The organism is Streptomyces yerevanensis, from assembly GCF_000716805.1.
GTDB lineage: Bacteria > Actinomycetota > Actinomycetes > Streptomycetales > Streptomycetaceae > Streptomyces > Streptomyces flaveus.
Genome location: NZ_JNWJ01000009.1, coordinates 168,992 through 194,133 on the forward strand (window position 1 = coordinate 168,992; position 25,142 = coordinate 194,133).

29 protein-coding genes are annotated in these 25,142 nt (G+C 69.2%); 20 read left to right on the forward strand and 9 right to left on the reverse strand.

The window, feature by feature from the left end; all coding sequences use genetic code 11:
• Positions 1 to 20 precede the first annotated feature (20 nt).
• The 14 genes from OP79_RS11875 to OP79_RS11935 all read left to right on the forward strand — a co-directional run bounded on the left by OP79_RS11875 (position 21) and on the right by OP79_RS11935 (position 8,982).
• On the forward strand, positions 21 to 347 hold the full coding sequence (locus OP79_RS11875) for a gas vesicle protein GvpO (RefSeq protein ID WP_033320068.1): 327 nt from the start codon (positions 21 to 23) through the stop codon (positions 345 to 347).
• Positions 348 to 484: 137 nt separating this feature from the next.
• The gene (gvpJ, locus tag OP79_RS11880; RefSeq protein ID WP_033320069.1) at positions 485 to 892 is read left to right on the forward strand and encodes a gas vesicle protein GvpJ; all 408 of its coding nucleotides are present in this window, start codon (positions 485 to 487) and stop codon (positions 890 to 892) included.
• A gap of 34 nt (positions 893 to 926) precedes the next feature.
• Entirely contained in the window at positions 927 to 1,706 is a 780-nt protein-coding gene (locus tag OP79_RS11885) for a GvpL/GvpF family gas vesicle protein (RefSeq protein WP_078491741.1), read from the forward strand.
• A gap of 3 nt (positions 1,707 to 1,709) precedes the next feature.
• A complete protein-coding gene (locus tag OP79_RS11890; RefSeq protein WP_033320070.1) occupies positions 1,710 to 1,961 on the forward strand; it encodes a gas vesicle protein GvpG in 252 nt (83 codons plus the stop codon).
• A gap of 10 nt (positions 1,962 to 1,971) precedes the next feature.
• Positions 1,972 to 2,412, forward strand: a complete 441-nt coding sequence (locus OP79_RS11895; protein ID WP_033320141.1) for a gas vesicle protein — start codon at positions 1,972 to 1,974, stop codon at positions 2,410 to 2,412.
• Complete coding sequence (locus OP79_RS11900; RefSeq protein WP_245685287.1) at positions 2,409 to 3,428, forward strand: GvpL/GvpF family gas vesicle protein; 1,020 nt, start codon at positions 2,409 to 2,411, stop codon at positions 3,426 to 3,428. The genes OP79_RS11895 and OP79_RS11900 overlap by 4 nt, the downstream gene beginning before the upstream one ends.
• Complete coding sequence (gvpJ, locus tag OP79_RS11905) at positions 3,425 to 3,619, forward strand: gas vesicle protein GvpJ (protein WP_033320071.1); 195 nt, start codon at positions 3,425 to 3,427, stop codon at positions 3,617 to 3,619. The genes OP79_RS11900 and gvpJ (OP79_RS11905) overlap by 4 nt, the downstream gene beginning before the upstream one ends.
• Positions 3,534 to 3,938: a gas vesicle protein K gene (locus OP79_RS11910; protein WP_078491742.1), complete on the forward strand. Its 405-nt coding sequence runs from the start codon at positions 3,534 to 3,536 to the stop codon at positions 3,936 to 3,938. Before gvpJ (OP79_RS11905) ends, OP79_RS11910 begins: the two co-directional genes overlap by 86 nt.
• Positions 3,939 to 4,091: 153 nt before the next feature.
• Positions 4,092 to 4,319, forward strand: a complete 228-nt coding sequence (locus OP79_RS11915) for a hypothetical protein (RefSeq protein WP_033320073.1) — start codon at positions 4,092 to 4,094, stop codon at positions 4,317 to 4,319.
• A gap of 79 nt (positions 4,320 to 4,398) precedes the next feature.
• Positions 4,399 to 6,177 carry a histidinol-phosphate aminotransferase family protein gene (locus OP79_RS11920; RefSeq protein ID WP_033320074.1) on the forward strand — a complete coding sequence of 593 codons (1,779 nt, stop codon included), beginning with the start codon at positions 4,399 to 4,401 and terminating at the stop codon, positions 6,175 to 6,177.
• On the forward strand, positions 6,174 to 6,977 hold the full coding sequence (locus tag OP79_RS11925) for a phosphatidate cytidylyltransferase (RefSeq protein ID WP_211270773.1): 804 nt from the start codon (positions 6,174 to 6,176) through the stop codon (positions 6,975 to 6,977). Before OP79_RS11920 ends, OP79_RS11925 begins: the two co-directional genes overlap by 4 nt.
• Before the next feature lie 290 nt (positions 6,978 to 7,267).
• Positions 7,268 to 7,777, forward strand: coding sequence for a GNAT family N-acetyltransferase (locus tag OP79_RS11930; RefSeq protein WP_033320144.1), 510 nt, complete (start codon positions 7,268 to 7,270; stop codon positions 7,775 to 7,777).
• Positions 7,778 to 7,807: 30 nt separating this feature from the next.
• Positions 7,808 to 8,140, forward strand: coding sequence for a maleylpyruvate isomerase N-terminal domain-containing protein (locus tag OP79_RS56910; RefSeq protein WP_245685288.1), 333 nt, complete (start codon positions 7,808 to 7,810; stop codon positions 8,138 to 8,140).
• Complete coding sequence (locus tag OP79_RS11935; RefSeq protein WP_425428562.1) at positions 8,128 to 8,982, forward strand: GNAT family N-acetyltransferase; 855 nt, start codon at positions 8,128 to 8,130, stop codon at positions 8,980 to 8,982. The genes OP79_RS56910 and OP79_RS11935 overlap by 13 nt, the downstream gene beginning before the upstream one ends.
• A 266-nt stretch (positions 8,983 to 9,248) precedes the next feature.
• Here the strand turns inward: OP79_RS11935 and sodN are convergent, their stop codons facing one another.
• The gene (gene sodN, locus OP79_RS11940; RefSeq protein WP_033320076.1) at positions 9,249 to 9,644 is read right to left on the reverse strand and encodes a superoxide dismutase, Ni; all 396 of its coding nucleotides are present in this window, start codon (positions 9,642 to 9,644) and stop codon (positions 9,249 to 9,251) included.
• A gap of 145 nt (positions 9,645 to 9,789) precedes the next feature.
• On the opposite strand from sodN, the gene sodX reads away from it, so the two are divergent.
• Positions 9,790 to 10,224 carry a nickel-type superoxide dismutase maturation protease gene (gene sodX, locus OP79_RS11945; RefSeq protein ID WP_033320145.1) on the forward strand — a complete coding sequence of 145 codons (435 nt, stop codon included), beginning with the start codon at positions 9,790 to 9,792 and terminating at the stop codon, positions 10,222 to 10,224.
• Here the strand turns inward: sodX and OP79_RS11950 are convergent.
• Positions 10,128 to 10,757: a CGNR zinc finger domain-containing protein gene (locus tag OP79_RS11950; RefSeq protein ID WP_033320077.1), complete on the reverse strand. Its 630-nt coding sequence runs from the start codon at positions 10,755 to 10,757 to the stop codon at positions 10,128 to 10,130. The genes sodX and OP79_RS11950 overlap by 97 nt on opposite strands.
• Before the next feature lie 95 nt (positions 10,758 to 10,852).
• Between OP79_RS11950 and OP79_RS11955 the strand changes: the two genes are divergently transcribed.
• Entirely contained in the window at positions 10,853 to 11,611 is a 759-nt protein-coding gene (locus OP79_RS11955) for a class I SAM-dependent methyltransferase (RefSeq protein WP_033320078.1), read from the forward strand.
• Positions 11,612 to 11,670: 59 nt separating this feature from the next.
• On the opposite strand, the gene OP79_RS11960 is transcribed toward OP79_RS11955, so the two are convergent.
• Genes OP79_RS11960 through OP79_RS11970 form a run of 3 tightly spaced genes read right to left on the reverse strand, consistent with a single transcriptional unit; the run spans position 11,671 to position 14,376 of the window.
• The gene (locus OP79_RS11960) at positions 11,671 to 12,432 is read right to left on the reverse strand and encodes an amino acid ABC transporter ATP-binding protein (protein WP_033320079.1); all 762 of its coding nucleotides are present in this window, start codon (positions 12,430 to 12,432) and stop codon (positions 11,671 to 11,673) included.
• Positions 12,429 to 13,379, reverse strand: coding sequence for an amino acid ABC transporter permease (locus OP79_RS11965; protein WP_033320080.1), 951 nt, complete (start codon positions 13,377 to 13,379; stop codon positions 12,429 to 12,431). The genes OP79_RS11960 and OP79_RS11965 overlap by 4 nt, the downstream gene beginning before the upstream one ends.
• Before the next feature lie 34 nt (positions 13,380 to 13,413).
• Positions 13,414 to 14,376 (reverse strand): ABC transporter substrate-binding protein, encoded by a 963-nt coding sequence (locus OP79_RS11970; protein WP_033320081.1) that lies wholly within the window; start codon positions 14,374 to 14,376, stop codon positions 13,414 to 13,416.
• A 549-nt stretch (positions 14,377 to 14,925) separates the two neighbouring features.
• On the opposite strand from OP79_RS11970, the gene OP79_RS11975 reads away from it, so the two are divergent.
• The 4 genes from OP79_RS11975 (at position 14,926) to OP79_RS11990 (ending at position 18,447) form a co-directional block, all read left to right on the forward strand.
• Positions 14,926 to 16,149 carry an NAD(P)-dependent malic enzyme gene (locus OP79_RS11975; protein WP_033320082.1) on the forward strand — a complete coding sequence of 408 codons (1,224 nt, stop codon included), beginning with the start codon at positions 14,926 to 14,928 and terminating at the stop codon, positions 16,147 to 16,149.
• A 448-nt stretch (positions 16,150 to 16,597) separates the two neighbouring features.
• Positions 16,598 to 17,563, forward strand: a complete 966-nt coding sequence (locus OP79_RS11980) for a zinc-binding dehydrogenase (RefSeq protein ID WP_033320083.1) — start codon at positions 16,598 to 16,600, stop codon at positions 17,561 to 17,563.
• Positions 17,564 to 17,653: 90 nt separating this feature from the next.
• Positions 17,654 to 17,863, forward strand: coding sequence for a helix-turn-helix domain-containing protein (locus OP79_RS11985; protein WP_010984411.1), 210 nt, complete (start codon positions 17,654 to 17,656; stop codon positions 17,861 to 17,863).
• Positions 17,863 to 18,447: a Clp protease N-terminal domain-containing protein gene (locus tag OP79_RS11990; RefSeq protein ID WP_033320084.1), complete on the forward strand. Its 585-nt coding sequence runs from the start codon at positions 17,863 to 17,865 to the stop codon at positions 18,445 to 18,447. The genes OP79_RS11985 and OP79_RS11990 overlap by 1 nt, the downstream gene beginning before the upstream one ends.
• 66 nt (positions 18,448 to 18,513) lie before the next feature.
• On the opposite strand, the gene OP79_RS11995 is transcribed toward OP79_RS11990, so the two are convergent.
• The 4 genes from OP79_RS11995 to OP79_RS12010 all read right to left on the reverse strand — a co-directional run bounded on the left by OP79_RS11995 (position 18,514) and on the right by OP79_RS12010 (position 24,918).
• Positions 18,514 to 19,563: a PadR family transcriptional regulator gene (locus OP79_RS11995; RefSeq protein WP_033320085.1), complete on the reverse strand. Its 1,050-nt coding sequence runs from the start codon at positions 19,561 to 19,563 to the stop codon at positions 18,514 to 18,516.
• 1 nt (position 19,564) lies between these two features.
• Positions 19,565 to 20,521 (reverse strand): DUF4097 family beta strand repeat-containing protein, encoded by a 957-nt coding sequence (locus tag OP79_RS12000; protein WP_033320146.1) that lies wholly within the window; start codon positions 20,519 to 20,521, stop codon positions 19,565 to 19,567.
• 220 nt (positions 20,522 to 20,741) lie between these two features.
• The gene (locus OP79_RS12005; RefSeq protein ID WP_033320086.1) at positions 20,742 to 20,924 is read right to left on the reverse strand and encodes a DUF6104 family protein; all 183 of its coding nucleotides are present in this window, start codon (positions 20,922 to 20,924) and stop codon (positions 20,742 to 20,744) included.
• A gap of 142 nt (positions 20,925 to 21,066) precedes the next feature.
• Positions 21,067 to 24,918: a multifunctional oxoglutarate decarboxylase/oxoglutarate dehydrogenase thiamine pyrophosphate-binding subunit/dihydrolipoyllysine-residue succinyltransferase subunit gene (locus OP79_RS12010; protein WP_033320087.1), complete on the reverse strand. Its 3,852-nt coding sequence runs from the start codon at positions 24,916 to 24,918 to the stop codon at positions 21,067 to 21,069.
• Positions 24,919 to 25,142: the final 224 nt, after the last annotated feature.

The window sequence follows — 25,142 nt, forward strand, 5'->3', positions numbered from 1 at the left end:
GGACTTGGCACGGTAGGGGCATGACAAGCACCGAATCGAACGACCCCGACGCACCGAAGACCCCCGACACGGCAGGGAGTTCCGGGCGTGTGACAGCCGCTCAGGCCATGCGCGGCGCGGCGGTTCAGCTCGCCGAGTTGCTCGGCACCGACCCGGATTCCGTCTCCGCCCTCCGGCCGGCGCAGGACGGCTGGACGGCCGACGTGGAGGTCGTGGAGCTGGTACGGGTCCCCGACACCATGACCGTCATGGCCACCTACCGGGTCACGCTGGACGTGCGGGGCCAACTCCTCGGCTACGAACGGGTGCGCCGCTACGCCCGCGGCCAGCTCGACCGGGAGCGCTGAGACCCCGACCTGCCTCTGCTCCAACTCCCGCTTTCCGGCGGCGGTTTTCGGCCTCGCCCGTGAACACGGCCGCTGCGGCTCCCGTACGTACCAGTGGAACGGCCCCGTACGGAGCGCAGCGAAGGGAACCCGAACCCGTGACCGTCATGACCCAAGCAAGCGGAACGCAACCCGTTGCCGCCTCCAGTTCCAGCGGTTCGGGGACCGCCGGGCTCTACGACATTCTCGAACTCATCCTGGATCGCGGGCTCGTCATCGACGTGTTCGTCCGTGTCTCGATCGTCGGCATCGAGCTGATCAAGATCGACATACGCATCGTCATCGCCAGCGTGGACACGTATCTGCGCTTCGCCGAGGCCTGCAACCGTCTCGACCTGGAGGCGGGCCGCAAGGCGCCCGCCCGGCTCACCGACATCGTCGGCGACATGGTCGAGAGCGGAGCCAGGGGCACGACCGGCGGCGCGATCAGCGGAGCCGTCGACGGCGCCGTCGATGCGATCGGCGACCTCTTCGGCGGCGACGACGAGGAGGAGAAGAAGCGGTGAGCAACAAGGAGAAGGGGGAGAAGGAGGAGGAGCGGTGAGCGACGTCCCGACGAACCCGTCGCCGGCGGAACAAGCAGCCTCGGAGCCGGCGCCGGACTCGCCCCTGTACATCTACGCCATCACCAGCTCCGACCATCCCCTGCGGCTCGACGGCTTACGGACCGTCGGCGGCATCGGCGGCTCCCTGAGCGCGGTGGTCCGCGGCGGGCTCGCCGCCGTCGTCAGCCCCGCACCCGCCGAGCTGCGCCCCAAGCGCCGTGACCTCACCGCCCACCAGGAGCTGCAGGAGCGGCTGATGGCGGACGGGGCGGTCCTGCCCATGCGGTTCGGGATGCTCGCCCCCGACAGCGCGACCGTCGGAAGAGCGCTGGAGGAGAAGAGCGAGGAATACACGCGCAGGCTCGCCGAACTGCACGGCACCACCGAGTTCAACCTGAAGGCCGCACGCGCCCAGGACGACCTGTTGCGCGAGGTGCTGAGCGAGTCCGAAGAGGCCCGCCGTCTCAACCAGCTCACCCGTGACGGCAACGGCACCCACGAGGATCGCGTGGCCCTCGGCGAGCTGCTGGCCCGGCAGGTCGACGCGCGGCAGCGGCTGCTGGCCGAACAGGTCGTCCAGCAGCTGTCCTCACTGGCCCGCGCCAGGGTCGAAGGCGCCCCGGCGAAGGACGACTTCCTCAACGTGTCGTTCCTCGTCGCACGCGCCCAGGCCCACGAGTTCACCGAAGCGGGACAGCGGCTGGCGCGCGACTTCGGCGAGGGCTACGACTTCCGGCTGCGCGGCCCCTTGCCCCCGTACAGTTTCGCGGCCTGACCCATGGGCCTGCTGACCGGCATCCTCACCCTCCCGCTCGCGCCCCTGCGCACCACCATCTGGGTCGCCGAGCAGGTACGGGACGCCGCAGAAGCGGAGTACTACGACCCGGCCCCCGTCCAACAGGCGCTCACCGAACTGGAACGCGCCCTGCTGGACGGACGGATCGACGAGGACGAGTACGACCGCCGCGAGGACGAACTGCTGGACCGACTCGACGAGATCACCACTTGGAGACGAGCCTCCCGACCATGAGGCGATGACCATGACGCAACCGCTAGCAGGCGCACTCGGCGGATCGCCCCGCCTTCCGTCCCCGTACGACCAGGGGCCGGGCGGCCAGGGCGCCAATCTCGCCGACATCCTCGAACGGGTCCTCGACAAGGGCGTGGTGATCGCGGGCGACATCCGGATCAACCTGCTCGACATCGAGCTGCTCACCATCAAGCTGCGGCTCGTCGTCGCCTCCGTCGACAAGGCGAAGGAGATGGGCATCGACTGGTGGGAACACGATCCGTCCCTCTCCTCGCGGGCCAGGTCCGCGGACCTGACCCGCGAGGAGCAGCCGCCGGACGGGGCGCTCGCGGAGCAGCCGGACCGGCGGTCCCTCGCTGAAGATCCCGTCCGCTCCCTCGCCGAGGAGAACGAACGCCTGCGCGCGGAGATCGCCGCGCTGCGATCCGCCGACAGGAGTCCTGCCCCATGACCGACACCGATATCAAGACCGCCATCGACGCTGACATCGACATCGACGCCGAGATCAACGCCGAGATCGGCAACGACGCCAAGTCCGACCTCGACGCCGAGATGAGCAACGACGTCAAGACCGACGTCGACCAGACCGCCAAGACCGACATCGACCAGACCGCCAAGACCGCCAAGACCGACATCGTCTACGCCTACGCCGTGCTGCGCCGCACCCCGGAAGCCGCCCGTGCGGTCGCGAACCTGCGCGGAGTCGCAGGCGAGCCCATCCGCCTCCTGGAGTTCGGGGACGACGCACCGGATGGCACCCCGGATCCGGACGACACACCGGAACGCCGCCCCCCGGCGCTCGCCGCGGTCGTCGGCCCCGTCCCGGCCGCGGACTTCGACGAAGCGTCCCTCAAGGCCGGGCTGGAGGACCTGGGCTGGCTGGAAGCCACGGCCCGGGCCCACCACGCCGTGGTCGCCGCGCTCACCGGGCGCGGCATCGCCGTGCTGCCGCTGCGCCTGGTCACCGTCTACCGCGACGAGGACCGCGTACGGCAGACCCTGGAAGCGCGCCGCGACGACTTCCTGCCCCTGCTGGACCGCGTCACGGGGCACGTGGAACTGGGCGTCAAGATCTACGCGGCTCCCGACACCGAGTCATCCGACCCCGAGCCGGCCAAGGCCAAGGGCCTGGGCGTCGGCCGCGCCTACCTGGCCGGACGCCGCCGCCGTAGGCGTTCGACGGAGGACGCCTGGCAGGCGGCCACCGACACGGCCGCCCGCCTCAGGGAACTCGCCGGCACTCTGGCCGTCGACCACATGGCCTTCCGCCCTCAACGCGGCGAACTCGCAGGCTCGGTCCCCGGCCCCAACGTCAGCAACGACGCCTACCTGGTCCCCGAGGACCGCGTCGAGGACTTCCGCACCCGCGTCCTGGCAGCGGCCGAGGGCCACCCCGGCGTCCATGTGGAAGTGACAGGGCCCTGGGCCCCGTACTCCTTCTCCCTCCCCGCGGAGCCCGTCTCGTGACCGTAGCTCCTGTCGCCGACCGCCCGGTCGCCCTCATCGACCTTCTCGACCGCCTCCTCCAGGGCGGCGTCGTCATCACGGGCGACCTGGTCCTGTCCATCGCCGATGTCGATCTCGTACGCATCGATCTGCGCGCCGTCATCGCTCCGGTTGCCGCCGCGGCCGTCGACGCCGCCACCCAGCCGTTGTGAGGCCTCCATGCCCCCGCCGCCCCCACCTTCAGACACCCGCGCCGCCCACCGCCTGTCCACCGACCCGGACACCGTCGAGCGCGACCTGGTCAAGCTCGTCCTGACGGTCGTCGAACTCCTCCGCCAGCTCATGGAACGCCAGGCCCTCCACCGCGTCGACAACAACGACCTCACGGAGGACCAGGAAGAACGCATCGGCCTGACCCTGATGCTCCTCCACGACCGCATGCAAGAACTCTGCGCCCACCACGACCTCCGCCTGGAAGACCTCAATCTGGACCTGGGGCCACTGGGAACTCTGCTGCCACCGGCCGACTGAAGGCCACCGCAGATTCCCGGACGGCTCGCGGGACCCGACCAGAGGTCGCAGCCTGGAAACCGTGGACGCCGTACCGGTGACCGAGGCCCTCGGCCGGTCCGTGGGGCGGCGGACGGTACCCGGATACCGGGCCGTGTGCTCGGGAGTCGGCTGATGGACGGGAAAGCTCTGCACGCGCGCCTGCTGGGCGGCATGGATCTGCGCAGCGGAGAACGGCGGCTGGGGCCGCTGGACTCCGCTCGCGCGAAGTCGCTGCTTGCCTACCTGCTGCTGCACCGGGATGCGCCGCCGCCGATCACGCCCACCAAATCGCCTGCCACCGACCTCCGTGGACGGAGCACGCGGGGGGCGACTGCGCCTGAGTACGCGTACTCAGGCTGACTGTGTCGCTCGGCGCTGTCGCGGCCGGTCCGCGGTCCCCACGATGGGACGGGCCCACCCCGCGTCGAAAGAGGTGCTCATGGGACGTGACCTGCAGCTGCGCGCTGCCACTCCGGAGGATCTGGAGTGGATCCACGAACTGCGCCACCGGGTGTACGCACGGGAGCTGGGCCAGCATGTGCCGGATCCGTCCGGCCGGCTTCGCGACGGGCTGGACGGCGACAACGTCTACCTGGTCGCGGCGCGAGGCGCGGACCGGATCGGCTTTGTCAGTCTGACTCCGCCCTGGTTGGGGCGGTACGCGCTGGACAAGTACCTGACCCGCGACGAGCTGCCGCTGCTGACCGAGGACGATCTCTTCGAGGTACGCATCCTCACCGTCGAGCCGCGCTGGCGGACCACCGCCGCGGCACCGCTGCTGATGTACGCGGCGCTGCGCTGGATCGCCGCCCGGGGCGGTCGCCGGGTGGTGGCGATGGGGCGCACCGAGCTGCTCACCATGTACCTGGCCGCCGGCCTGCGCCCGGTCGGCCGTACCGTCCACAGTGGTGCGTTGACGTTCGAGGTGCTGACCGGCAGCGTGACCGAGCTGACGAAGGTCACGATGGACCGTTACGGCACCATGCTGGAACGTCTGCGGTCCGAAGTGGACTGGCGGCTGGACATGCCGTTCGCACCCCGGCCGGACGGCTGCGAACACGGCGGCGCCTCGTTCACCGCCATCGGCACGGACTTCCGCAGCCTGCACCGGCGCCTTCAGGTGGTCGCGGCCGACGTGCTGGATGCCTGGTTCCCGTCGGCCCCGGGGGTGCGGGCGGCGCTCGCGGAAGATCCGGCCTGGGCCGCCCGGACCTCGCCGCCGACCGGCGCCGAGGGCCTGCTGGCGGAAATCGCCGAGGCCCGGGCCCTGCCGGCTCAGACGCTCGCAGTCGGCGCCGGTTCATCCGACCTGATCTTCCGGGCGTTCGGCCAGTGGCTGACCCCGGAGAGCAGGGTGCTTCTGATGGACCCGGGCTACGGCGAGTACGCCCACGTCACGGAGCGGGTGATCGGATGCCGGGTGGACCGGTTCCGGTTGCGCCGCGAAGACGGCTGGCGGATCGATCCGGCCCGGCTGTCCGCTGCCGTCGCCTCCGGCCGCTACGACCTCGTGGTGGTGGTCAACCCGAACAACCCGACCGGACGCCACGCACCGGCCGCGGAGCTGCGCTCGGTGATCGCCGCCGCGCCGGCCCGGACCCGCTGGTGGATCGACGAGGCGTACCTGGGCTATGTCGACCTGACCGAGTCGCTCGCCGGCCTCGCCGCGACGGATCCGCGGGCAGTGGTCTGCAGCTCACTGTCCAAGATGTATGCGCTGTCCGGTATGCGTGCTGCGTACCTGGTGGCCGAGCCGACCACCGCGGCGCGGCTGCGCCTGCGGACACCACCCTGGCCGGTCAGCCTCCCGGCACAGCTGGCCGCCGTCGCAGCCCTGCGCGACCCGGCGTACTACAGCGACTGCTGGCTTCGTACCCACGCGCTGCGCCGGCAGCTGGCCGCAGACCTGGCCGGGCTGGATGAGGCCGTGGTGGTCGAGGAGGGTGTGGCGAACTTCCTCACCGTGACCCTGCCGTCCGGCGGGCCGAGTGCCGCACAGGTGGTGAACGAGTGCCGCCGCCGCGACGTCTACCTGCGCGACCTGTCGCCGTTGTCGTCGGCTTACCAAGGGCGCACCGTGCGTATCGCGGTCAAGGACACCGCCGAGAACGCGCGCATTGTGGGCGGCTTTCAGGCCGCCCTGGATGTACTGCGGCCTGGTTCGGCCTCGCCCGTTTCGATGCCTGCGGATGTTCCCGCCGCCGGATCCGCCCGGTGATCACCGTGGCCTCCCTGGCGCCCTACCTCGGTGGGGCGCTGGCGCTTGGCGGCCTCGCGGTGGCGGCGTCCCGGCGCCGCGAGCTGCTGATCCGGTGGTGTGCCTGGGCGGTCGGAGTGCCACTGGTCACCGGTGCGTTCTGGTGGGGCAGCCCGGGCGTCGCGGCCGTCGCCATCGCCGTAGGGGTGATTGCGGCGATGGAGCTCGGCGGGCTGATGCAGCTGGGCTGGGCAGACCGGGTGGTACTGGCCGCGGCGGTGGCAGGCGTGGTGCTGGCCGCCTGGCTGGCGCCCGGACAGGAGCTCCGGGCGGTCGCGATCGGGGCGCTCGCGGTGGCCGCGGGGCCGCTCCTGTCCGGCGACGCCGACCATGGCCTGCACCGGCTCTGCGCCGGCCTGCTCGGGCTGGCCTGGCTGAGTGTGCTGGCCGCGTTGGTGCCGCTCGGGGCGAGCGCGCTCGCGCTGTTCGTGGCGGTCTCGGTCGCCGACATCGCGGCGTACTTCGCCGGTCAACGGCTGGGCGGGCCGCGGCTGTCGCCACTGTCACCGGCCAAGCGGTGGAGCGGGACCCTGGCCGGGGCCGTGGCCGGCGTCGGCGTGCTCGCCGTGCTGTCCGCGCTGAGCTGGCCGATGGCGGTCGCGGTGGCGGTCGGCGGCCCGGTCGGCGACCTTCTCGAATCCATGATCAAAAGAGGTGCGCAGGCAAAGGACGCCGGCCACTGGCTACCCGGCTCCGGCGGCCTGCTGGACCGGATCGACTCGCTGCTCATCGCGCTGGCCGTCCTGCTTGTCCTGCGCTGACCTCTGAGCGACGTTCCGGTGAGACCGAGCTCTACGCGCTGATCGATGCCAAGCCGCGCAAGGAAGAGAACCTCGAACTCGGCTACCTCCGCGGCCTTTACGGCGGGATTCCGCGGATCACAGCGGGAGGGATCAAGCGCGAACTGTCGTGGCAGGAGGCGAAGGAAACAGCGTGAGCGGGTGGGGTGCCTCAAGAGCAAGCCCGAGCAGTCCACTTCACGCCGCTCAGAAGGCGCGTAATTGGATAATTGGATGGACACGGCTCGGCACCGTGACCGATGATCTCCGGCATGATCCGTGCCGCCACAGTGAACGACGTCGCGGAGATCCGCGCGATGATCCGCGAACTAGCCGAGTACGAACGGGCTGTTGAGCAGGCCCGTACGACCGAGGAGCAGCTCCGCGAGGCGCTGTTCGGAGAATCTCCCGCTGCGTTCGCACTGATCGCCGAGGACGACGAGACGGGCAAGACGGTGGGCTATGCCCTGTGGTTCCCCCGTTTCTCGACCTGGACCGGCACACGTGGCATGCACCTGGAGGACCTCTACGTACGGTCGCACGCCCGAGGCGGCGGACACGGCAAGGCTCTGCTCGCCTCCCTGGCCGCGATCTGCGAGCGACACGGCTACGAACGCTTCGAGTGGTGGGTCCTGGCCTGGAACGAACCGACGATCGACTTCTACAAGTCGCTCGGCGTGGAACTCCTGGACGAGTGGACCGTATGCCGACTGAGCGGTGAACCTCTCCAGGAACTCGCTGCCCGGGCCCCGGCTGTCCGCAACCAGAGCCCGGCCCTGTAGGGCGGGGGCACGCAACCTCCTGTCGCGGCAGTGATCGAAGCCCACGGGACGCTGGAAAGGCTCGTCGCCGGACTGAACGACCAGCAGGTCGCCGAGGCATCCGTCCTTCCGGGACGGTCACGCGGCCATGTCCTGGCGCATCTCACCGACAACGCGAGAATGTTCGCCCGTCTCGAGGAGCATGCCCTGCACCTCTGCCGTCACCGCGCTACGGATCTACGCCCACCTGTGGCCCGGTGGTTGCGTCGGTGTGAGGCAGCGACACATGACGGCTGGACCGTCTTCCTCCGCGGCGTGAACGGCAGCCGGCCGCAGATCTCGGATGCGGTGCGGCACCGTCCCGTGGTGGGATGCGCCGCATGAGCGACTGTCTGCGTGCCCGCATCGAGCAGTACTACGCCACCGTGCCGTTGCTGTTCGCTGACGCCGAAGAGTTCGGTTCGTTACGGCTTTTCGTGCGCAGGAAGCCGGGTGCCCCGTACTACGGCGGCCCCGGCCATGCCCAACCCACCGCGGAGGGGGCCTCGTCCGTTACCGCTGTGGACATCGCCCGGGTACGGGCCCGGCAGCGCGAGCTCGGCGTGCCAGAGGCTTTCGAGTGGCTGGCCGAGGCGGCGCCGACGCTGCGTTCCTGTATCGAGGCCGCCGGCCTGCCCGTGGCGGAACGCCCGCTGATGGCTCTGGATCCGCACCACCGGATCAGCCCGCAACCGTTGCCCGAGGGCGTGACGCTACGTGCGCTGAAAGCCGACGACCCCGCGTTGCCCGCAGCCCTCGCCCTGCCCCGCCTGGCCTTCGCGGAGGAAGGCACCGCGGTGGGCTCGGCGGGCCGTAAGGAACTGTCGGTGGTGGCCGAGGAGTTGACCGAGGACGGCACCGTGGCAACGACCCGCCCCACGATCCGCGCCGGGCACAAAACGCTCATCGCCGCCCTCGCCCCGGACGGCACCCCGCTGGCCGTCGGCCACTACCACCCGGCGAACGGCACCACCGAGATCGGTGGCATCGGCACCCTTCCCATCGCCCGCCGCCAGGGCCTGGCCGCCGCCGTCACGGCGGCCCTGGTCACCCACGCGCGCGACCACGGGGTGAACACCGTCTTCCTCGCCTATGCGGAGGACGCCGTCGCTCGCGTCTACTCACGCCTGGGCTTCCGCCCCGCCGGCAGCATCCTTCTGATCGCCAACCAACCCGCGCGATCGTAAGTTCGCAGACTGGAAAGAGATGGCCTTGTCGAGGGACGATCCGGCTTCCGGGCGGCCGGGGGCCGGCCAGGCGTGCAGTCCCGACGGATCGCCGCGTACAACTCCACCTTGGACCTCGACGCCATCGACATACCCGGCCGGACAAGCCGGACAAAAGGACCGCACCCGATCCATCACGGCCGCCGTTCTGGGCGACCCGAGGACCGGGTGCGGAAAGGGAGACGCTGCAACCAACGTAATCGCAGGTCAGAGAGCATGATCGAAGATCAGGCCTTCTTGGTCTCCCAGAAGATCTTGTCGACCTGGGCGATGTAGTCGAGCGCCTTCTGGCCGGTCGCCGGGTCCGTGGAGCCCTTTGCGGCCGAGATGGACTTCAGGGTGTCGTTGATCAGCTGGTGGAGCTCCGGGTACTTCTCGAAGTGCGGCGGCTTGAAGTAGTCGCTCCACAGCACCGAGACGTGGTGCTTGGCGAGCTCGGCGCGCTGCTCCTTGATGGTCGTCGCCCGGGCCTGGAAGTGAGGGTCGTCGTTGCCGGCCATCTTTTCCTGGATGGCCTTCACCGACTCCGCCTCGATGCGGGCCTGGGCCGGGTCGTACACACCGCAGGGCAGGTCACAGTGTGCGCTGACCTTGACCTTGGGGGCAAACAGGCGGGAGAGCATTGAGCTGTCCTTCCTCGTGATCGTCTTCTCAGGTGGGACATTACTCCGTGCTGGACGGGATTTCGCGAGTGCCCCCATGGGCTTAGGACAAAAGTCCGGGGTCAGACTGAGACTGGTGGAGGATCGGACCGGGGAGGTGCCGGTGATGCCGGAGCTGTCGCAGGAGACCGAGCGCGGGAGGGCTGTCGTGCCTTTCGGGGTGGCCGAAGTGACCGGGCCGTCCATGGTGCCCACGCTGTATCACGGGGATCTGCTCGTGGTGCAGTACGGGGCGCGGATCAGGCCCGGTGACGTGGTCGTTCTGCGTCATCCGTTCCAGCAGGACCTGCTGGTCGTCAAGCGTGCCGTGGAGCGGCGCGAGGGCGGCTGGTGGGTGCTCGGGGACAACGCGTACGCGGGTGGGGACAGCACGGACTACGGGACCGTGCCCGAGGAATTCGTCCTCGGGAAGGCGTGGTTCCGGTACCGGCCCCTGAAGGACGGTCAGCGTTCGCCGCTCGCGGTCGCGCGCTGGGCGTTCTCGGCCGCGCGGCCGGTGTTCCCCGACCGGTCGGCCTCCAGGCGCTTGCGGGCGCGGTAGGCGGCGACGTTGGCGCGGGTCGCGCAGCGGTCCGAGCAGTAGCGGCGGGAACGGTTCGTCGAGGTGTCGAGGTAGGCGTTGCGGCACGGCGCGGCCTCGCACAGGCCGAGGCGGTCCACGCCGTACTCGGTGAGGTGGAAGGCCAGGCCCATCGCGGCGATCGCGGCATAGCCGGCGGTCGCGTTCGAGGGGTGGTCCGCCAGGTGCATGTGCCACAGCGGGCGGCCGTCGTCGTCCCGGAAGTCGTGCCCGGAGATCTGCGGGCTGACGGGGAATTCGAGGAGGAGCGAGTTCAGCAGGTCCACGGCGAGTGTTTCGTCGCCGCCGTCCGCCGCCTCGAAGACCGCTCGCAGCCGCCCCCGTACGCCCCTGAAGCGGGTGACGTCCGCGTCCGTGGCCCGGCGGGCCGCCGAGGCGTTGCCCCCGAAGAGGTCGCGGACGGCCTCGACCGAGGTGAGTGAGTCCTTGCCCCGGGCCGGTTCCTCGCTGTTGACGAGACGTACGGCGTAGTCCGAGTAATAGGCCAGTTCCACTTGTAGTCCTTACGAGGGCGCTCTATGGTCGTGCTGCGAGCGCGTAATGGCTGACTGTGATTCCAGGGTATTACTCCTGGAGGGGAGGGGCTTCCATGACCACCGTGACCGGAGCCGACTGGCCTGCATGGCAAGCGAGCTGGGATGCACAGCAGGAGTGGTACCTCCCGGATCGTGAGGAACGCTTCCGGGTCATGCTCGACATGGTCGAGGCCCTGGTGGGCCCCACACCGCGCGTACTCGACCTCGCGTGCGGTACGGGAAGTATCACGGCCCGGCTCTTGAAAAGGTTCCCGGAGGCCGTCAGCACCGGGATCGACCTCGACCCGGCGCTCCTGGCCATCGCCGAGGGCACCTTCGCGGACGACGACCGCGTCACCTTCGTCACGGCCGACCTGAAGGACCCCGACTGGACGACCAGGCTGCCGTACGACTCGTACGACGCCGTCCTCACCGCGACCGCCCTGCACTGGCTGCACCTCGAACCCCTCGCGGCCCTCTACGGTCAGGTCGCGGAACTCGTCCGCGACGGCGGTGTGTTCATGAACGCGGACCACATGATCGACGAGTCCACCCCGCAGATCAACGCGGCGGAGCGCGCGCAGCGGCACGAGCGCATGAACCGCGCCAAGGAGGCCGGCGTACTCGGCTGGACCGAGTGGTGGCAGCTCGCCGCCCAGGACCCGGTACTCGCCGAGCCGACCGCCCGCCGCTTCGAGATCTACGGGGAGCACGCCGAGGGCGACACCCCGTCCGCCGAGTGGCACGCGCGCGTGCTGCGCGAAAAGGGCTTCGCCGAGGCCAGGGCTGTGTGGCGGTCACCGTCGGACGCGTTGGTCCTCGCGCTCAAGTGACGACGGCATGAGGAAGGGGTGGTACGGAGGACCCGTACCACCCCTTCTCGTCCGTACCCTCAGAGAACCTTGGACAGGAACGACTTCGTCCGCTCGTGCTGCGGATCCGTCAGTACGTCGCGGGGGTGGCCCGACTCGACGACCACGCCGCCGTCCATGAAGACCAGGCTGTCGCCGACCTCGCGGGCGAAGCCCATCTCGTGAGTGACGACGATCATCGTCATGCCGGACTCGGCGAGGTCGCGCATGACGTCGAGGACGTCGCCGACCAGCTCCGGGTCGAGGGCCGAGGTCGGCTCGTCGAAGAGCATCAGTTTCGGCTCCATGGCCAGCGCACGGGCGATCGCCACGCGCTGCTGCTGGCCGCCGGAGAGCTGCGAGGGGTAGCTACCCGCCTTGTCGGCGAGGCCGACGCGTTCGAGCAACTGGCCCGCGCGCTCCCGCGCCTGTGCCCTGCTGACGCCCTTGACCTGGACCGGGGCCTCCATGACGTTCTCGAGCGCCGTCATGTGCGGGAACAGGTTGAAGCGCTGGAAGACCATGCCGATGTCCCGGCGCTTCAGGGCGACCTCGCTGTCCCTGAGCTCGTACAGCTTGTCGCCCTTCTGCCGATAGCCGACCAGCTCCCCGTCGACGTACAGACGGCCGGCGTTGATCTTCTCGAGGTGGTTGATGCACCTGAGGAAGGTCGACTTGCCGGAGCCGGACGGGCCGATGAGGCAGAAGACCTCGCCGGACTGCACTTCCAGGTCGATGCCCTTGAGGACCTCGACCAGGCCGAACGACTTGTGGACGCCCTCGGCCTTCACCATGGCGGTCATGCGGCACCTCCCGGCGTCGATCCCGGACGGTTGGACAGGGACAGCATGTTCGCCTTGATCTTCTGGAACGGCGTGTCCGGGAGCGTGCGGCTGGAACCGCGGGCGTAGTACCGCTCCAGGTAGTACTGGCCGACGCTGAAGACCGAGGTCAGCACCAGGTACCAGGCCGCGGCGAGGAACAGCATCTCGGCCGGGGCGCCGGAGGTCTGGCCGATGTCCTGGGCGACACGGAGCAGCTCCGAGTACTGGACCACGGACACCAGCGAGGTCGTCTTCAGCATGTTGATGACCTCGTTGCCCGTGGGCGGCACGATCACGCGCATCGCCTGCGGGACGACGATCCGGCGCAGCGTCTTGCTGTGGCTCATGCCCAGCGCGTGCGAGGCCTCGGTCTGGCCCTCGTCGACCGAGAGCAGACCGGCGCGGCAGATCTCCGCCATATACGCGGCCTCGTTGAGGCCGAGGCCCAGCAGCGCCGTCAGGAACGGGGTCATGAACTGCGACCACTCGTCCTTGTAGACCGGCCCGAGGTTGATGTACTCGAAGACCAGACCCAGGTTGAACCAGACGATCAGTTGGACCAGGACCGGGGTGCCGCGGAAGAACCAGATGTAGAACCACGCGATGGACGAGGTGACCGGGTTCTTCGACAGGCGCATCACCGCCAGCAGGATGCCGCCGACGACGCCGATCAGCATGCACAGCACCGTGAGCAGGATCGTGTTGCCGACGCCGCTGAGGATGCGGTCGTTGAAGAAGTAGTCCGGGATCGCGCCCCAGTTGATCCTGCCCTGGGAGAACGCGTAGATGACCCCGCCCAGCAGGGCGAGGGCGATGACGGCGGAGACGTACCGCCCATAGTGACGGACCGGGATGGCCTTGATGGCCTCCGGGCCGGCCGGCGGGGTGTCCGCCGGTCCGTCCGTCTTGTCGATGTCAACAGTCACGGGTGTTGCCTCTCAGTGCCCGCCGGCCGCGCGGTCACTTGCCGCCGTTGATGGTGGCCTTCGTCACGGCGCCGTCCTCGACGCCCCACTTCTTCATGACCTTCTCGTATTCGCCGTTCGCGATGATCGCGTCCATCGCGGCCTGGAGGGCGTCCCGCAGCTGGGTGTCGCCCTTGGCGACCGCGATGCCGTACGGGGCGGCCTCGACCTGCTCACCGACGAGCTGGAAGTCCTTGCCGCCGCCGGAGTTCGCGACCGCGTACGCGGCTACCGGGAAGTCGGACGAGCCGGCGTCCGCGCCACCCGCGCGCAGGCGGGTCTGGGCCTGCTGGTCGTTGTCGAAGGACTCGATGGTCAGCTTCTTGCCGCTCGGGCACTTCTTGGCCTCGGCCTTGGCGAGGTCCTCGGAGACCGAGGCACGCTGCACCACGATCTTCCGGCCGCACAGGTCGGACCAGGTCTTGATGTCGGTGTTCTTGCCCTTCTGGGTGTAGATCGAGACACCGGCGGTGAAGTAGTCCACGAAGTCGACGCCCTCACCGACCTTCTTGCCGGTGTCGGAGTCGACGCCCTCCTGGCGGTCCTTGGTGTCGGTCATCGCGGACATGGCGATGTCGTACCGGTCGGAGCGCAGACCGGTGATCAGGGTGTCGAAGGTGCCGTTCTCGAACTCGAACTTCACGCCGAGCTGCTTGCCCATCGCGGCCGCGAGGTCGGGGTCGATGCCGGCCGTCTTGCCGGAGCTGTCCTTGAACTCGACCGGCGCGTACGCGATGTCGGAACCGACCTTGACGACGCCCGCGTCACGGATCTCCTTCGGCAGCTTGTCGGCCAGCGGGGCCGCACTCGCCGAGGGGGTGTCGGTGCTTTCCGAGCTGCCGCTCTCGGTCTGGTCACCGCAGCCCGTGAGCAGCAGGGCGCCGGCGACCGCGATCGCACCGACCGCGGCTATCCGGGAGTGCGCGGCGGTCGTACGACGGGTGGAGCTTGCGGTCATGGTGATTCCTCCGGCGGAAGGGTGGAGTGCCGATGGGTCGAGAGAACACACACCTTTGGGTGTCGCGACCTCGTGTGATGACGGCAATCTTGCCATTCGGACGGATGCCCCCAGGGTGCCCGCCATGTCAAAATCGGATAACGGGTGACCCCCGAACCGTGCCGGACCGGCCCATCCTGACCGGATCATGTACGGATTTTTCTCCTTCCGGCCGGAAGATCTTCGGCGCTTCGCGCGATGCGAACGACCGCATCTCCGCACTTGCGGCGCCCTGTTGACCTGTCAGGATATGTCCAGGCATTCAGGTACAAGTCATGTCAGCGTCATGTGACCTTCGTGTTATGGACTCGTCGGCGATGCCGTCCGTCCGGTAAGAAGGTTCCTTACACCCCTCATCCGGGGCTCAGGGCGCGTGTGCGGCGCGCCCGTCGCGTATGTGCCCGTACGTACCCGTACGTAGCCGTCACATCAGGGACATACGCGGTGCCCGCCCACCCCTCACCCGGAGTGGACACCCTCAACCGTTCAAGACTTAAGGGGTAAAACAAAGTGGCAGCGGAGATCGTCAATCCTCGCAGCGACAGCAGTACGGGGCAGGAGGCCGGGGCCGAGCCCCTCGATTCCTTCGATCCGGCGTTCGCGTTGCACCGCGGCGGCAAGATGGCCGTGCAGGCCACCGTGCCGGTCCGCGACAAGGACGACCTGTCCCTCGCGTACACGCCCGGCGTCGCGAAGGTGTGCAGCGCCATCGCCGAGCAGCCGGAACTCGTCCACGACTACACGTGGAAGTCGTCCGTGGTGGCCGTGGTGACGGACGGTACGGCCGTGCTCGGGCTCGGGGACATCGGCCCCGAGGCCTCCCTCCCCGTGATGGAGGGCAAGGCGATCCTGTTCAAGCAGTTCGGTGGGGTCGACGCCGTGCCGATCGCTCTGGGCACGACGGACACCGACGAGATCATCGAGACCGTGGTGCGGCTCGCGCCGTCCTTCGGCGGGGTCAACCTCGAGGACATCTCGGCGCCCCGGTGCTTCGAGATCGAGCGGCGGTTGCAGGAACGGCTGGACATCCCGGTCTTCCACGACGACCAGCACGGGACCGCTGTCGTCACGCTGGCGGCCCTTCGGAACGCGGCCCGGCTGACGGGGCGGTCGCTGGGGGATCTGCGTGCGGTGATCTCTGGTGCGGGGGCGGCCGGCGTCGCCATCGCCAAGTTCCTGCTCGAAGCAGGGATCGGCGATGTCGCTGTCGCGGACCGCAAGGGTGTCGTGTCGGCGGACCGGGACGATCTGACGCCGGTCAAGCGGGAGCTTGCCGAGCTGACCAACAAGGCGGGATTGTCCGGGTCGTTGGAGGCCGCGCTCGCCGGCGCCGACGTGTTCATCGGGGTGTCCGGCGGTACGGTTCCGGAGCCGGCCGTCGCTTCCATGGCCGAGGGCGCGTTCGTGTTCGCCATGGCCAACCCGAACCCCGAGGTGCATCCCGACGTCGCGCACAAGTACGCGGCCGTTGTGGCGACCGGGCGGTCCGACTACCCGAACCAGATCAACAACGTGCTGGCGTTTCCCGGGATCTTCGCGGGGGCGCTTCAGGTGCGGGCCTCTCGGATCACGGAGGGGATGAAGATCGCTGCGGCCGAGGCGTTGGCTGCGGTCGTCGGGGACGACCTTGCTGCGGATTACGTGATTCCGTCGCCGTTCGACGAGCGGGTTGCTCCGGCGGTCACTGCGGCGGTTGCTGCGGCGGCTCGGGCGGAGGGTGTCGCTCGGCGTTGACGCCGCCGCCTCCGCCTCCGGCGAGTGGGTTCGTTTTCGGGTGCGGGTTCGTCGTGGCTGGTCGCGCAGTTCCCCGCGCCCCTGAAAAACCTGCGACTGCCCGCGCCCCCAGAAAAGTTCGCGCCCTGAGCAAGTCCGCGCTCCGGGGGGACCCGTACCCCCGACTGCCCGCGGCTTTCCTCCGGTGGGAGGGGTCGTGGGCCGGTGCGTCGTATGCCCGTCGCTTAGGTTCGGTCTCGGAGGACCAGGGCCGTGTACCGGGCCAGGGTCGTATGCCCGGCCTGCGACGGGCTGACGCACCGGACCGCGGCCCCGCACCCCCACCCACCCAAGGGGCGCGGGGAACTGCGCGACCAGCCACAACGGGCCCTCAGTCGCCAGTGAACCGAACCCACCCACCCGGTAGGCGCCTCGCCCAACCGCCGGAGGCAAGGGCTAGGGTCAGAACATGTTTGCTGCATACGCCGCACGTATTGATCGGGATCAGCCCTTGAACGGGCTGGAGTTGGGGGAGCGGCCCGCTCCCGAGGTCCGGGACGGCTGGACGACCGTGAAGGTCAAGGCGGCCTCCCTGAACCACCATGACCTGTGGTCGCTGCGGGGCGTGGGCCTCCCGGAGGATCGGTTGCCGATGATCCTGGGGTGCGACGCCGCAGGGGTCGACGAGGACGGCAACGAGGTCGTGCTGCACTCCGTGATCGGGCAGACGGGACACGGAGTCGGACCCAAGGAGCCGCGTTCCATCTTCACCGAGCGGTACCAGGGGACGTTCGCGGAACAGGTCTCCGTACCCGCCTGGAACGTACTGCCGAAGCCCAAGGAGCTCTCCTTCGAGGAGGCCGCCTGTCTGCCCACCGCCTGGCTGACGGCGTACCGCATGCTCTTCACCAATGCCGGCGTACGGCCCGGTGACTCGGTTCTCGTACAGGGCGCCGGAGGCGGTGTGGCCACCGCCGCGATCGTGCTGGGGAAGGCGGCGGGGCTACGGGTCTTCGCCACCAGCCGTGACGAGGCGAAGCGCAAGCGGGCCGTGGACCTGGGCGCTGTGGAGGCCGTGGAGTCCGGCGCCCGGCTGCCGGAGCGCGTGGACGCGGTCATCGAGACCGTCGGTGCCGCCACCTGGTCCCACTCCGTCAAGTCCCTCAAGCCCGGCGGCACCCTCGTCATCTCGGGCGCCACAAGCGGCGACCGTCCCTCGCACGCCGAACTGACCCGCATCTTCTTCCTCGAACTCAAGGTCGTCGGCTCCACGATGGGCACGAAGGACGAGTTGGAGGACCTGTTGTCCTTCTGTGCTGCCACCGGTGTGCGTCCTGTCATCGATGAAGTCCTGCCGTTGGATCGTGCCCGTGAGGGCTTCGAGCGGATGGAGTCGGGCGAGCAGTTCGGGAAGATCGTCCTCACTGCCTCCTGACGCGTCGGCCTCACACTCACCCGTCTCTTGCACGCCCCTTGATGTCAACCGAGGTTGACGTCAAGGGGCGTGTCAACGTATGTTGACGTCATGACCGAAGCAACAGATCTCGCCGAGCGCGCGGGCGACCGCGATCCGCGGATCGGGCTGCGGGCCGTCTCCGCCTTGCGGCGGCTGCTGGAGCAGCTCGAAGCGGTGCAGGTGCGCAGTGCGCGCAATCAGGGTTGGTCGTGGCAGGAGATCGCCGCGGAACTGGGTGTCAGCAGGCAGGCCGTCCACAAGAAGTACGGGAGGCAGTGATGTTCGAACGGTTCACCAAGGACGCCCGCGCGGTGGTGCTGGGCGCGGTCGAGCACGCCGAGCGGATGGGTGCGGAGACGGTTGAGGAGCAGCACATGCTGCTGGCTCTGCTCGATCGTGAGGGCAGCCGCGCCTCGTTCGCTCTCGCTTCCCTGGGGCTCGACCGTCAGAAGGAGTCGGTGAAGGGAGCTCTGGCCGAGGCGAGGCGCCGGGGCGGGCTGTCGCGCGCCGAGGCGGACGCCCTGTCCGGTCTCGGCGTCGACCTCTCGGAGATTGTCTCCAGGGTCGAAGAAGCCCATGGCGTGGGCGCGTTGGGGTCCGACGGGAAGGACAAGGGGCGTGGCAAGGGGTGGTGGTCCGGGTTCATCGGTGGGCATCGTCCTTTCACTCGTGGCGCCAAGGATCTGCTTACGGAGTCCCTGCGCATCGCGATCGCTTACAAGGACCGGCACATCGGTGACGAGCACCTCCTGATCGCCCTCACCTCCCGCCCCGGTGTCCCCGCGGAGGTGCTGGCCGACCACGGCGTGACGTACGCGTCACTACGGCGCGTCCTTTACGGCGGCGAGGCGAAGGCGGGCTGAGGCGAAGGGCCAACTGGGGTGCGGCACCCGGCGCTTCCGCGGGCGCCGCACCCAAGGGCTCCCCGCTCAGCCCTTGGGCCGCAGTACCACCCCTATGTGTGCCGCCGCCGTCGACAAGTGGCGGCGGCACTCCCGCAGTTGGTCCTCCGTCACGCCGTTGTCGCGGGCCGCGTCGCGGATGTCGTCGCGGAAGCGGTCCAGGAGGCGGTCGAGGTCGCGGGTGGGTTCGCCGGTCGAATCGTCGTGTGCCCAGGCGGGTTCGTAGTCGGCGGGGAAGTCCTCGGGGGTGACCGTGTAGTCGGGCTCCGGTGTCCGCTCCCTCTCCGGCCGGTCGGCGCCGGCGTCCTTCCCGAAGCCTTTGCCGAACTCGCCGAATTCCTTGGCGAGTTCGGAAAGGCCCTCCCGTACGCCCGTCGGCCAGTCGCCCCGTGCGAAGTGGTCCTGTACCTGGTCCTGGACGCGCTTGGCGACGCGCTGGAGCTCCTGGGCCTGGGCCCGTGCCCTCTCCTGCGCCTCCTTGGCCTGGCGGCGTGCCCGCTGGGCCTCCTCGCGGGCTCGTCGGCTCTCGTCCTTCGCGCGCCGGGCCTGTTCCTTCCACTCCTGCTTGACGCGGCGCATCTCCTCCTTCGCGGTACGCCACGCCTCCTTTTCCATGTACTCGGTGGAGTCCCCGTGGGCGGTCTCGTGTTCCCCTCGCCACCCCTTGGCGCCGCCCGTGGTGGGCCCTCGGCGTGCCTCGCTCGCCGCCGCCCGCATCTCGCGGCGCAGGTCACCCGCCGCGCCCCGCACATCGGCCCGGATCTCGGCGGCCAGCTCTGCCACCGACTCGCGGATCTCCAGCTCCAGGTCGGCCAGTTCACCGCTGCGGTCGGCCAGTTCGGCGCGGCCCGCGTCCGTGATCGCGTACACCTTGCGGCCGCCCTCGGTGGTGTGGGTGACCAGGCCCTCGGTCTCCAGCTTGGCCAGCCGGGGATACACCGTGCCGGCCGAGGGCGCGTACAGGCCCTGGAAGCGTTCCTCAAGGAGCCGGATCACCTCGTACCCGTGGCGTGGCGCCTCGTCCAGCAGCTTCAACAGGTAGAGCCGGAGTCGTCCGTGGGCAAAGACGGGAGGCATGTCAGAGCCCTTTCTTGTCGTTCGGGCCGGAGGCGGGGCTGTCGGGTGAGCCCTCGGAGGGAGGGGCCGTCGGGCGGTCGGACGGTGGGGCGGGGCTCTTGTCGGATGGGCCGGTATCGGTGTCCTCCGGCTCGGCGTCCCATGGCTCGTCCTCCGCCGGAGGCCTCCGTAGCAACGCGATCGAGCCCGAGACGGTCGTCGCCTTCAGCTTGCCGGTGCCCGAGCCCAGGCGGCCGGTGATCTTGTGGGCGCCCCACTGGCCGCTGACCCGGAGGTCGTCGAAGGCGTTGGAGACGGTGCCGCTCGCGGTGTTGGCCTCGACCTCCGTGTCCGCGGGGTGCGGCAGCCGGATGGCGATCTCCCCCGAGACGTTGTTCAGCACGACGTCAGTGGGGCTGTCCGTGTCGAGGTCGACGATCATCGAGCCGCTCACCGAGTCGGCCCGCACGGTGGAGCCCGAGCCCTCGACGACGGTGAGGTCGCCGGAGACGGAGTTGAAACGCAGGTCGCCGGTGACGGCCTGGGCCTCCAGATTCCCCGAGACCGTATCGGCGCGTACGGGGCCGGAGAGGCCGACGAGTGTCGTGTCTCCCGTGACGCCCTTCACCACCGTCGGGCCGTCCACCCCGGAGACCACGGCAGCGGCGCCGACCACGCCCACCTCGACGCGCGTATGTGCCGGAACCGCCAGGGAGACCACCGCGTCGCGGCGCCAGCCCTTGCGGTCGAGCCACTTGAGGAAGCCCTTCCACGGCAGATCCTCGTACGCCACCGTGAGCGTGCCGTCCTTGTGGGTCACCGTGAGAGGCGGTCCCTCTATCTCGGTCACCTCGAGGCGGGTGGAACCCTCGTCCACCCCCACGACGTTCACCGTTCCGTTGACGAGGCGCACATGGAGCTCCGTCACGGGGTCATCGAAGGTGAGCTTCTTGGGCTCGGCGACGGACCACTCGGACATGGTGCTGACCTCCTCGACGCGAACGAACGGGACGTTGCGGAACATCGCGACAGGGGGCACCAGTCAGCACGAGCCAAGGCCGATCGCGCCATATCGCGTCTTCCGTTATTCACGATATATCGCGGTCACGGAAAGTCAAGACGCCCGTTCCAGTGATCTCGCAAGAGGTGAATGCGCAGGTTCGACGGGTCCCGGTGGGTTCGAGGGGGCGTCGCGAGCCCTACTCGTCGTCCTCGTCGTCGTCCAGTCGCGCCAGCCAGGTCGCCAGCCGCTCCACCGGTACCTCGAAGTCCGGGTTGAGATCGACGAACGTACGGAACTGCTCGGCGAGCCACTCGAAGGTGACCTCTTCCTCGCCGCGCCGCTTCTCAAGTTCCTCGATGCCACGGTCGGTGAAGTACACGGGTGCTCTCCTGGGGGCGTAGGTCTGACGTCTCCAGGTTATGCGGAGCCGGACCTTCGACCGCACGCGCCCGGATACGCCCGAGGGCCCGGCCCCGAGACGAACTCGGTGCCGGGCCCCGCAGAGGACGTACGCCCGAGGCCTACGCCTCGAACACCTCCCGAACCAGCTGCTCCTGCTCGGCCTGGTGCCGCTTGGCCGAACCCACCGCCGGAGACGAGCCGTGCGGGCGGGAGATCCGCCGCAGCCGCTCGCCGTGCGGGATGTCCGCGCCGACCGCCAGGTCCAGGTGGTCGATGAGGTTGAGGGCGATGAACGGCCAGGCGCCCTGGTTCGCCGGTTCCTCCTGGGCCCAGAGGTACTTCTCGACGTTCGGGTACTTGGCGATCTCGGCCTGGAGCTCGGCACCCGGGATCGGGTACAGGCGCTCGATGCGGATGATCGCCGTGTCCGTGATGCCGCGCTTCTGGCGCTCGGCGTCCAGGTCGTAGTAGACCTTGCCGGCCGTGAAGACGACCTTGCGGACCGCCGCCGGGTCCACCGACGCGTCACCGATGACCGGACGGAAGCCGCCCGTCGTGAACTCCTCCGCCTTCGACGCCGCCGCCTTCAGACGCAGCATCGACTTCGGGGTGAAGACGACCAGCGGCTTGTGGTGCGGGTTGTGGACCTGCCAGCGCAGGAGGTGGAAGTAGTTCGACGGGAGGGTCGGCATGGCGACCGTCATGTTGTTCTGGGCGCAGAGCTGGAGGAAGCGCTCCGGGCGGGCGGACGAGTGGTCCGGGCCCTGGCCCTCGTAGCCGTGGGGGAGGAGAAGCGTGACGCCGGACGTCTGGGCCCACTTCTGCTCCGCCGACGAGATGAACTCGTCCACCACCGTCTGGGCGCCGTTGACGAAGTCGCCGAACTGCGCCTCCCACAGGACCAGCGCCTCGGGACGGGCCAGGGAGTAGCCGTACTCGAAGCCCATGACCGCGTACTCGGAGAGCAGCGAGTCGTAGACGTTGTAGCGCGCCTGGTCGCTCGAGAGGTACTGGAGCGGGGTGTAGTCCTCGCCCGTGTTCTGGTCCACCAGGACCGCGTGGCGCTGGCCGAACGTGCCGCGGCGGGAGTCCTGGCCCGACAGCCGGACCGGGGTGCCCTCCATCAGCAGCGAGCCGAAGGCCAGGGTCTCGCCCATGCCCCAGTCGATCGTGCCGTCCTCGATCATCGCCGCGCGGCGCTGCATCTGCGGCATCAGACGCGGGTGGACGGTGATGTGGTCGGGGATGTTGACCTGCGACTCGGCGACCCGCTTCACGACCTCCTGGGAGACCGCGGTGTCCACGTGGACCGGGAACTCCGCCTCCGGCTGCGGGACGTGCACCTCGGCGGGGGCGTGGACGGCCTCGCGGACCTCGGTGAACACCTTCTCCAGCTGTCCCTGGAAGTCCTGCAGCGCCTGCTCGGCCTGTTCCAGCGTGATGTCGCCGCGACCGATGAGGGACTCGGTGTAGAGCTTGCGCACCGAGCGCTTCTTGTCGATCAGGCTGTACATCTGCGGGTTCGTGAACGACGGGTTGTCGGTCTCGTTGTGACCGCGGCGGCGGTAGCAGATGAGGTCGATGACGACGTCCTTGTTGAACGCCTGCCGGAACTCGAAGGCCAGGCGCGCGACCCGGACGACGGCCTCGGGGTCGTCACCGTTCACGTGGAAGATCGGTGCCTCGATCATCCGGGCCACGTCGGTGGAGTACATCGACGAGCGCGCGGACTCCGGCGGAGCCGTGAAGCCGACCTGGTTGTTGATGATGATGTGGACCGTGCCGCCGGTGCGGTAGCCGCGCAGCTGCGACATGTTCAGGGTCTCGGCCACCACGCCCTGGCCCGCGAAGGCCGCGTCGCCGTGGAGGGCCACCGGCAGGACCGTGAAGTCCGTGCCGCCCTTGCCGATGATGTCCTGCTTGGCGCGGGCGATGCCCTCCAGGATCGGGTCGACCGCCTCCAGGTGCGAGGGGTTGGCGGCCAGCGAGACCTTGATCTGCTCGCCGTCCAGGCCCGTGAACGTGCCCTCGGCGCCCAGGTGGTACTTCACGTCACCGGAGCCGTGCATCGACTTCGGGTCGAGGTTGCCCTCGAACTCGCGGAAGATCTGCGCGTACGACTTGCCGACGATGTTCGCCAGCACGTTCAGCCGGCCGCGGTGGGCCATGCCGATGACGACCTCGTCCAGGCGGGACTCGGCGGCGCTGTCGATGACCGCGTCGAGGAGCGGGATGACGGACTCGCCGCCCTCCAGCGAGAAGCGCTTCTGGCCGACGTACTTCGTCTGCAGGAAGGTCTCGAAGGCCTCCGCCGCGTTCAGCCGGCGCAGGATGCGCAGCTGCTCCTCGCGCTCCGGCTTGGTGTGGCCGCGCTCGACGCGGTCCTGGATCCACTTGCGCTGCTTCGGGTCCTGGATGTGCATGAACTCGACGCCGGTGGTGCGGCAGTACGAGTCGCGCAGGACGCCGAGGATGTCGCGCAGCTTCATCATCGACTTGCCGGCGAAGCCGCCGACCGCGAACTCGCGCTCCAGGTCCCACAGGGTGAGCCCGTGCTCGGTGATGTCCAGGTCGGGGTGCTTGCGCTGCTTGTACTCCAACGGGTCGGTGTCGGCCATGACGTGGCCGCGGACCCGGTAGGAGTGGATCAGCTCGAAGACGCGGGCGGCCTTCGTGACGTCGTCGTCGTGCGAGGCGTCGATGTCCTTGAGCCAGCGGACCGGCTCGTACGGGATACGCAGGGCCTCGAAGATCTCGTCGTAGAAGCCGTTCTCGCCGAGGAGGTAGTTCGCGACGATGCGGAGGAACTCGCCCGAGGCGGCGCCCTGGATCACCCGGTGGTCGTAGGTCGACGTGAGCGTCATGACCTTCGCGATGCCGAGCTTGTTGAGCGTGTCCTGGGACGTGCCCTGGAACTCCGCCGGGTAGTCCATCGAGCCGACGCCCATGATGACCGACTGGCCGGGCATCAGGCGGGGCACGGAGTGGACGGTGCCGAGGCCGCCGGGGTTGGTCAGCGAGACCGTGACGCCGGAGAAGTCGTCCATCGTCAGCTTGCCGTCGCGGGCGCGGCGGACGATGTCCTCGTAGGCCTGCCAGAACTCGAAGAAGTTCAGCGTCTCGGCCTTCTTGATGCCGGCGACGACGAGCTGACGGTCGCCGTTGGGCTTCACCAGGTCGATCGCCAGGCCGAAGTTGATGTGCTCCGGCTTGACCAGGGTCGGCTTGCCGTCCTTCTCGGCGTAGTGGTAATTCATCGACGGCATGGCCTTGATGGCCTGCACCATCGCGTAGCCGATGAGGTGGGTGAAGGAGATCTTCCCGCCCCGGGCGCGCTTCAGGTGGTTGTTGATGACGATGCGGTTGTCGAACAGCAACTTCACCGGGACCGCGCGCACGGACGTGGCCGTGGGCAGCTCCAGAGAGGCGTTCATGTTCTTCGCGACGGCGGCGGCCGGGCCGCGCAGCGGCACGTACTCAGGTCCGGCCGGAGCCTCGGTCGCGGGCGCGGCCTTGGCAGGCGCGGGCTTCGCCGCGGCCGGCTTGGCGGCGGCAGCGGGCTTGGCCGGAGCCGGAGCCGGAGCCGGAGCTTGGGCCGGGGCAGCGGCTGCGGGCTTCGGCGCCGCGGGGGCGGCCGGAGTCGGAGCGGCCGGAGCCTGACCGTCGGCGGAAGCCGGGGCAGCAGGAGCCGGAGCCGCGGCGGGCGCGGCCTGAGCCGTCGTCGTGGGGGTCCCTGCGGCCCCCGCGGCCGCAGTACGCGACGTGGCCGAGGCGGCGACGCCGCCCGGCTTGTAGTCGGCGAAGAAGTCCCACCAGGCACGGTCTACCGAATTCGGGTCCTGGAGGTACTGCTGATAGATCTCGTCGACGAGCCACTCGTTCGGACCGAAGGCGGCGGCCGGATTCTTCCCGGCCTTCCCGGCTTGGTCGTCTGTGGAGATGCTCGAGTTACTGGGGGACTGTGGCGACACGGCGGCAACCGCCCTCTTCCGCTTCACAAGGTGATGGACAGCGGGAATCAAGGCTACGCCCCCATGGCCGCCGGATGCAGACCGGGCCAGGCGATCGTCATGTAAGTCACATCGAAACGCGTGTTTCGACGCTGGAAATGGCGGGAAACAAGCGCGGTTACCCTGCGGACACCCCACGGAATCCAGGGATCTTGCGACCCGATCCGTGCATCTTGTGATGATCC

Coding starts and splice junctions, on each gene's coding strand:
- OP79_RS11875 (WP_033320068.1), top strand. CDS start 21: ATGACAAGCACCGAATCGAACGACCCCGACGCACCGAAGACCCCCGAC.
- OP79_RS11890 (WP_033320070.1), top strand. CDS start 1,710: ATGGGCCTGCTGACCGGCATCCTCACCCTCCCGCTCGCGCCCCTGCGC.
- OP79_RS11895 (WP_033320141.1), top strand. CDS start 1,972: ATGACGCAACCGCTAGCAGGCGCACTCGGCGGATCGCCCCGCCTTCCG.
- OP79_RS11900 (WP_245685287.1), top strand. CDS start 2,409: ATGACCGACACCGATATCAAGACCGCCATCGACGCTGACATCGACATC.
- OP79_RS11910 (WP_078491742.1), top strand. CDS start 3,534: ATGTCGATCTCGTACGCATCGATCTGCGCGCCGTCATCGCTCCGGTTG.
- OP79_RS11915 (WP_033320073.1), top strand. CDS start 4,092: ATGGACGGGAAAGCTCTGCACGCGCGCCTGCTGGGCGGCATGGATCTG.
- OP79_RS11920 (WP_033320074.1), top strand. CDS start 4,399: ATGGGACGTGACCTGCAGCTGCGCGCTGCCACTCCGGAGGATCTGGAG.
- OP79_RS11930 (WP_033320144.1), top strand. CDS start 7,268: ATGATCCGTGCCGCCACAGTGAACGACGTCGCGGAGATCCGCGCGATG.
- OP79_RS11935 (WP_425428562.1), top strand. CDS start 8,128: ATGCGCCGCATGAGCGACTGTCTGCGTGCCCGCATCGAGCAGTACTAC.
- sodN (WP_033320076.1), bottom strand. CDS start 9,644: ATGCTCTCCCGCCTGTTTGCCCCCAAGGTCAAGGTCAGCGCACACTGT.
- sodX (WP_033320145.1), top strand. CDS start 9,790: ATGCCGGAGCTGTCGCAGGAGACCGAGCGCGGGAGGGCTGTCGTGCCT.
- OP79_RS11955 (WP_033320078.1), top strand. CDS start 10,853: ATGACCACCGTGACCGGAGCCGACTGGCCTGCATGGCAAGCGAGCTGG.
- OP79_RS11960 (WP_033320079.1), bottom strand. CDS start 12,432: ATGACCGCCATGGTGAAGGCCGAGGGCGTCCACAAGTCGTTCGGCCTG.
- OP79_RS11970 (WP_033320081.1), bottom strand. CDS start 14,376: ATGACCGCAAGCTCCACCCGTCGTACGACCGCCGCGCACTCCCGGATA.
- OP79_RS11980 (WP_033320083.1), top strand. CDS start 16,598: ATGTTTGCTGCATACGCCGCACGTATTGATCGGGATCAGCCCTTGAAC.
- OP79_RS11985 (WP_010984411.1), top strand. CDS start 17,654: ATGACCGAAGCAACAGATCTCGCCGAGCGCGCGGGCGACCGCGATCCG.
- OP79_RS11990 (WP_033320084.1), top strand. CDS start 17,863: ATGTTCGAACGGTTCACCAAGGACGCCCGCGCGGTGGTGCTGGGCGCG.
- OP79_RS11995 (WP_033320085.1), bottom strand. CDS start 19,563: ATGCCTCCCGTCTTTGCCCACGGACGACTCCGGCTCTACCTGTTGAAG.
- OP79_RS12000 (WP_033320146.1), bottom strand. CDS start 20,521: ATGTCCGAGTGGTCCGTCGCCGAGCCCAAGAAGCTCACCTTCGATGAC.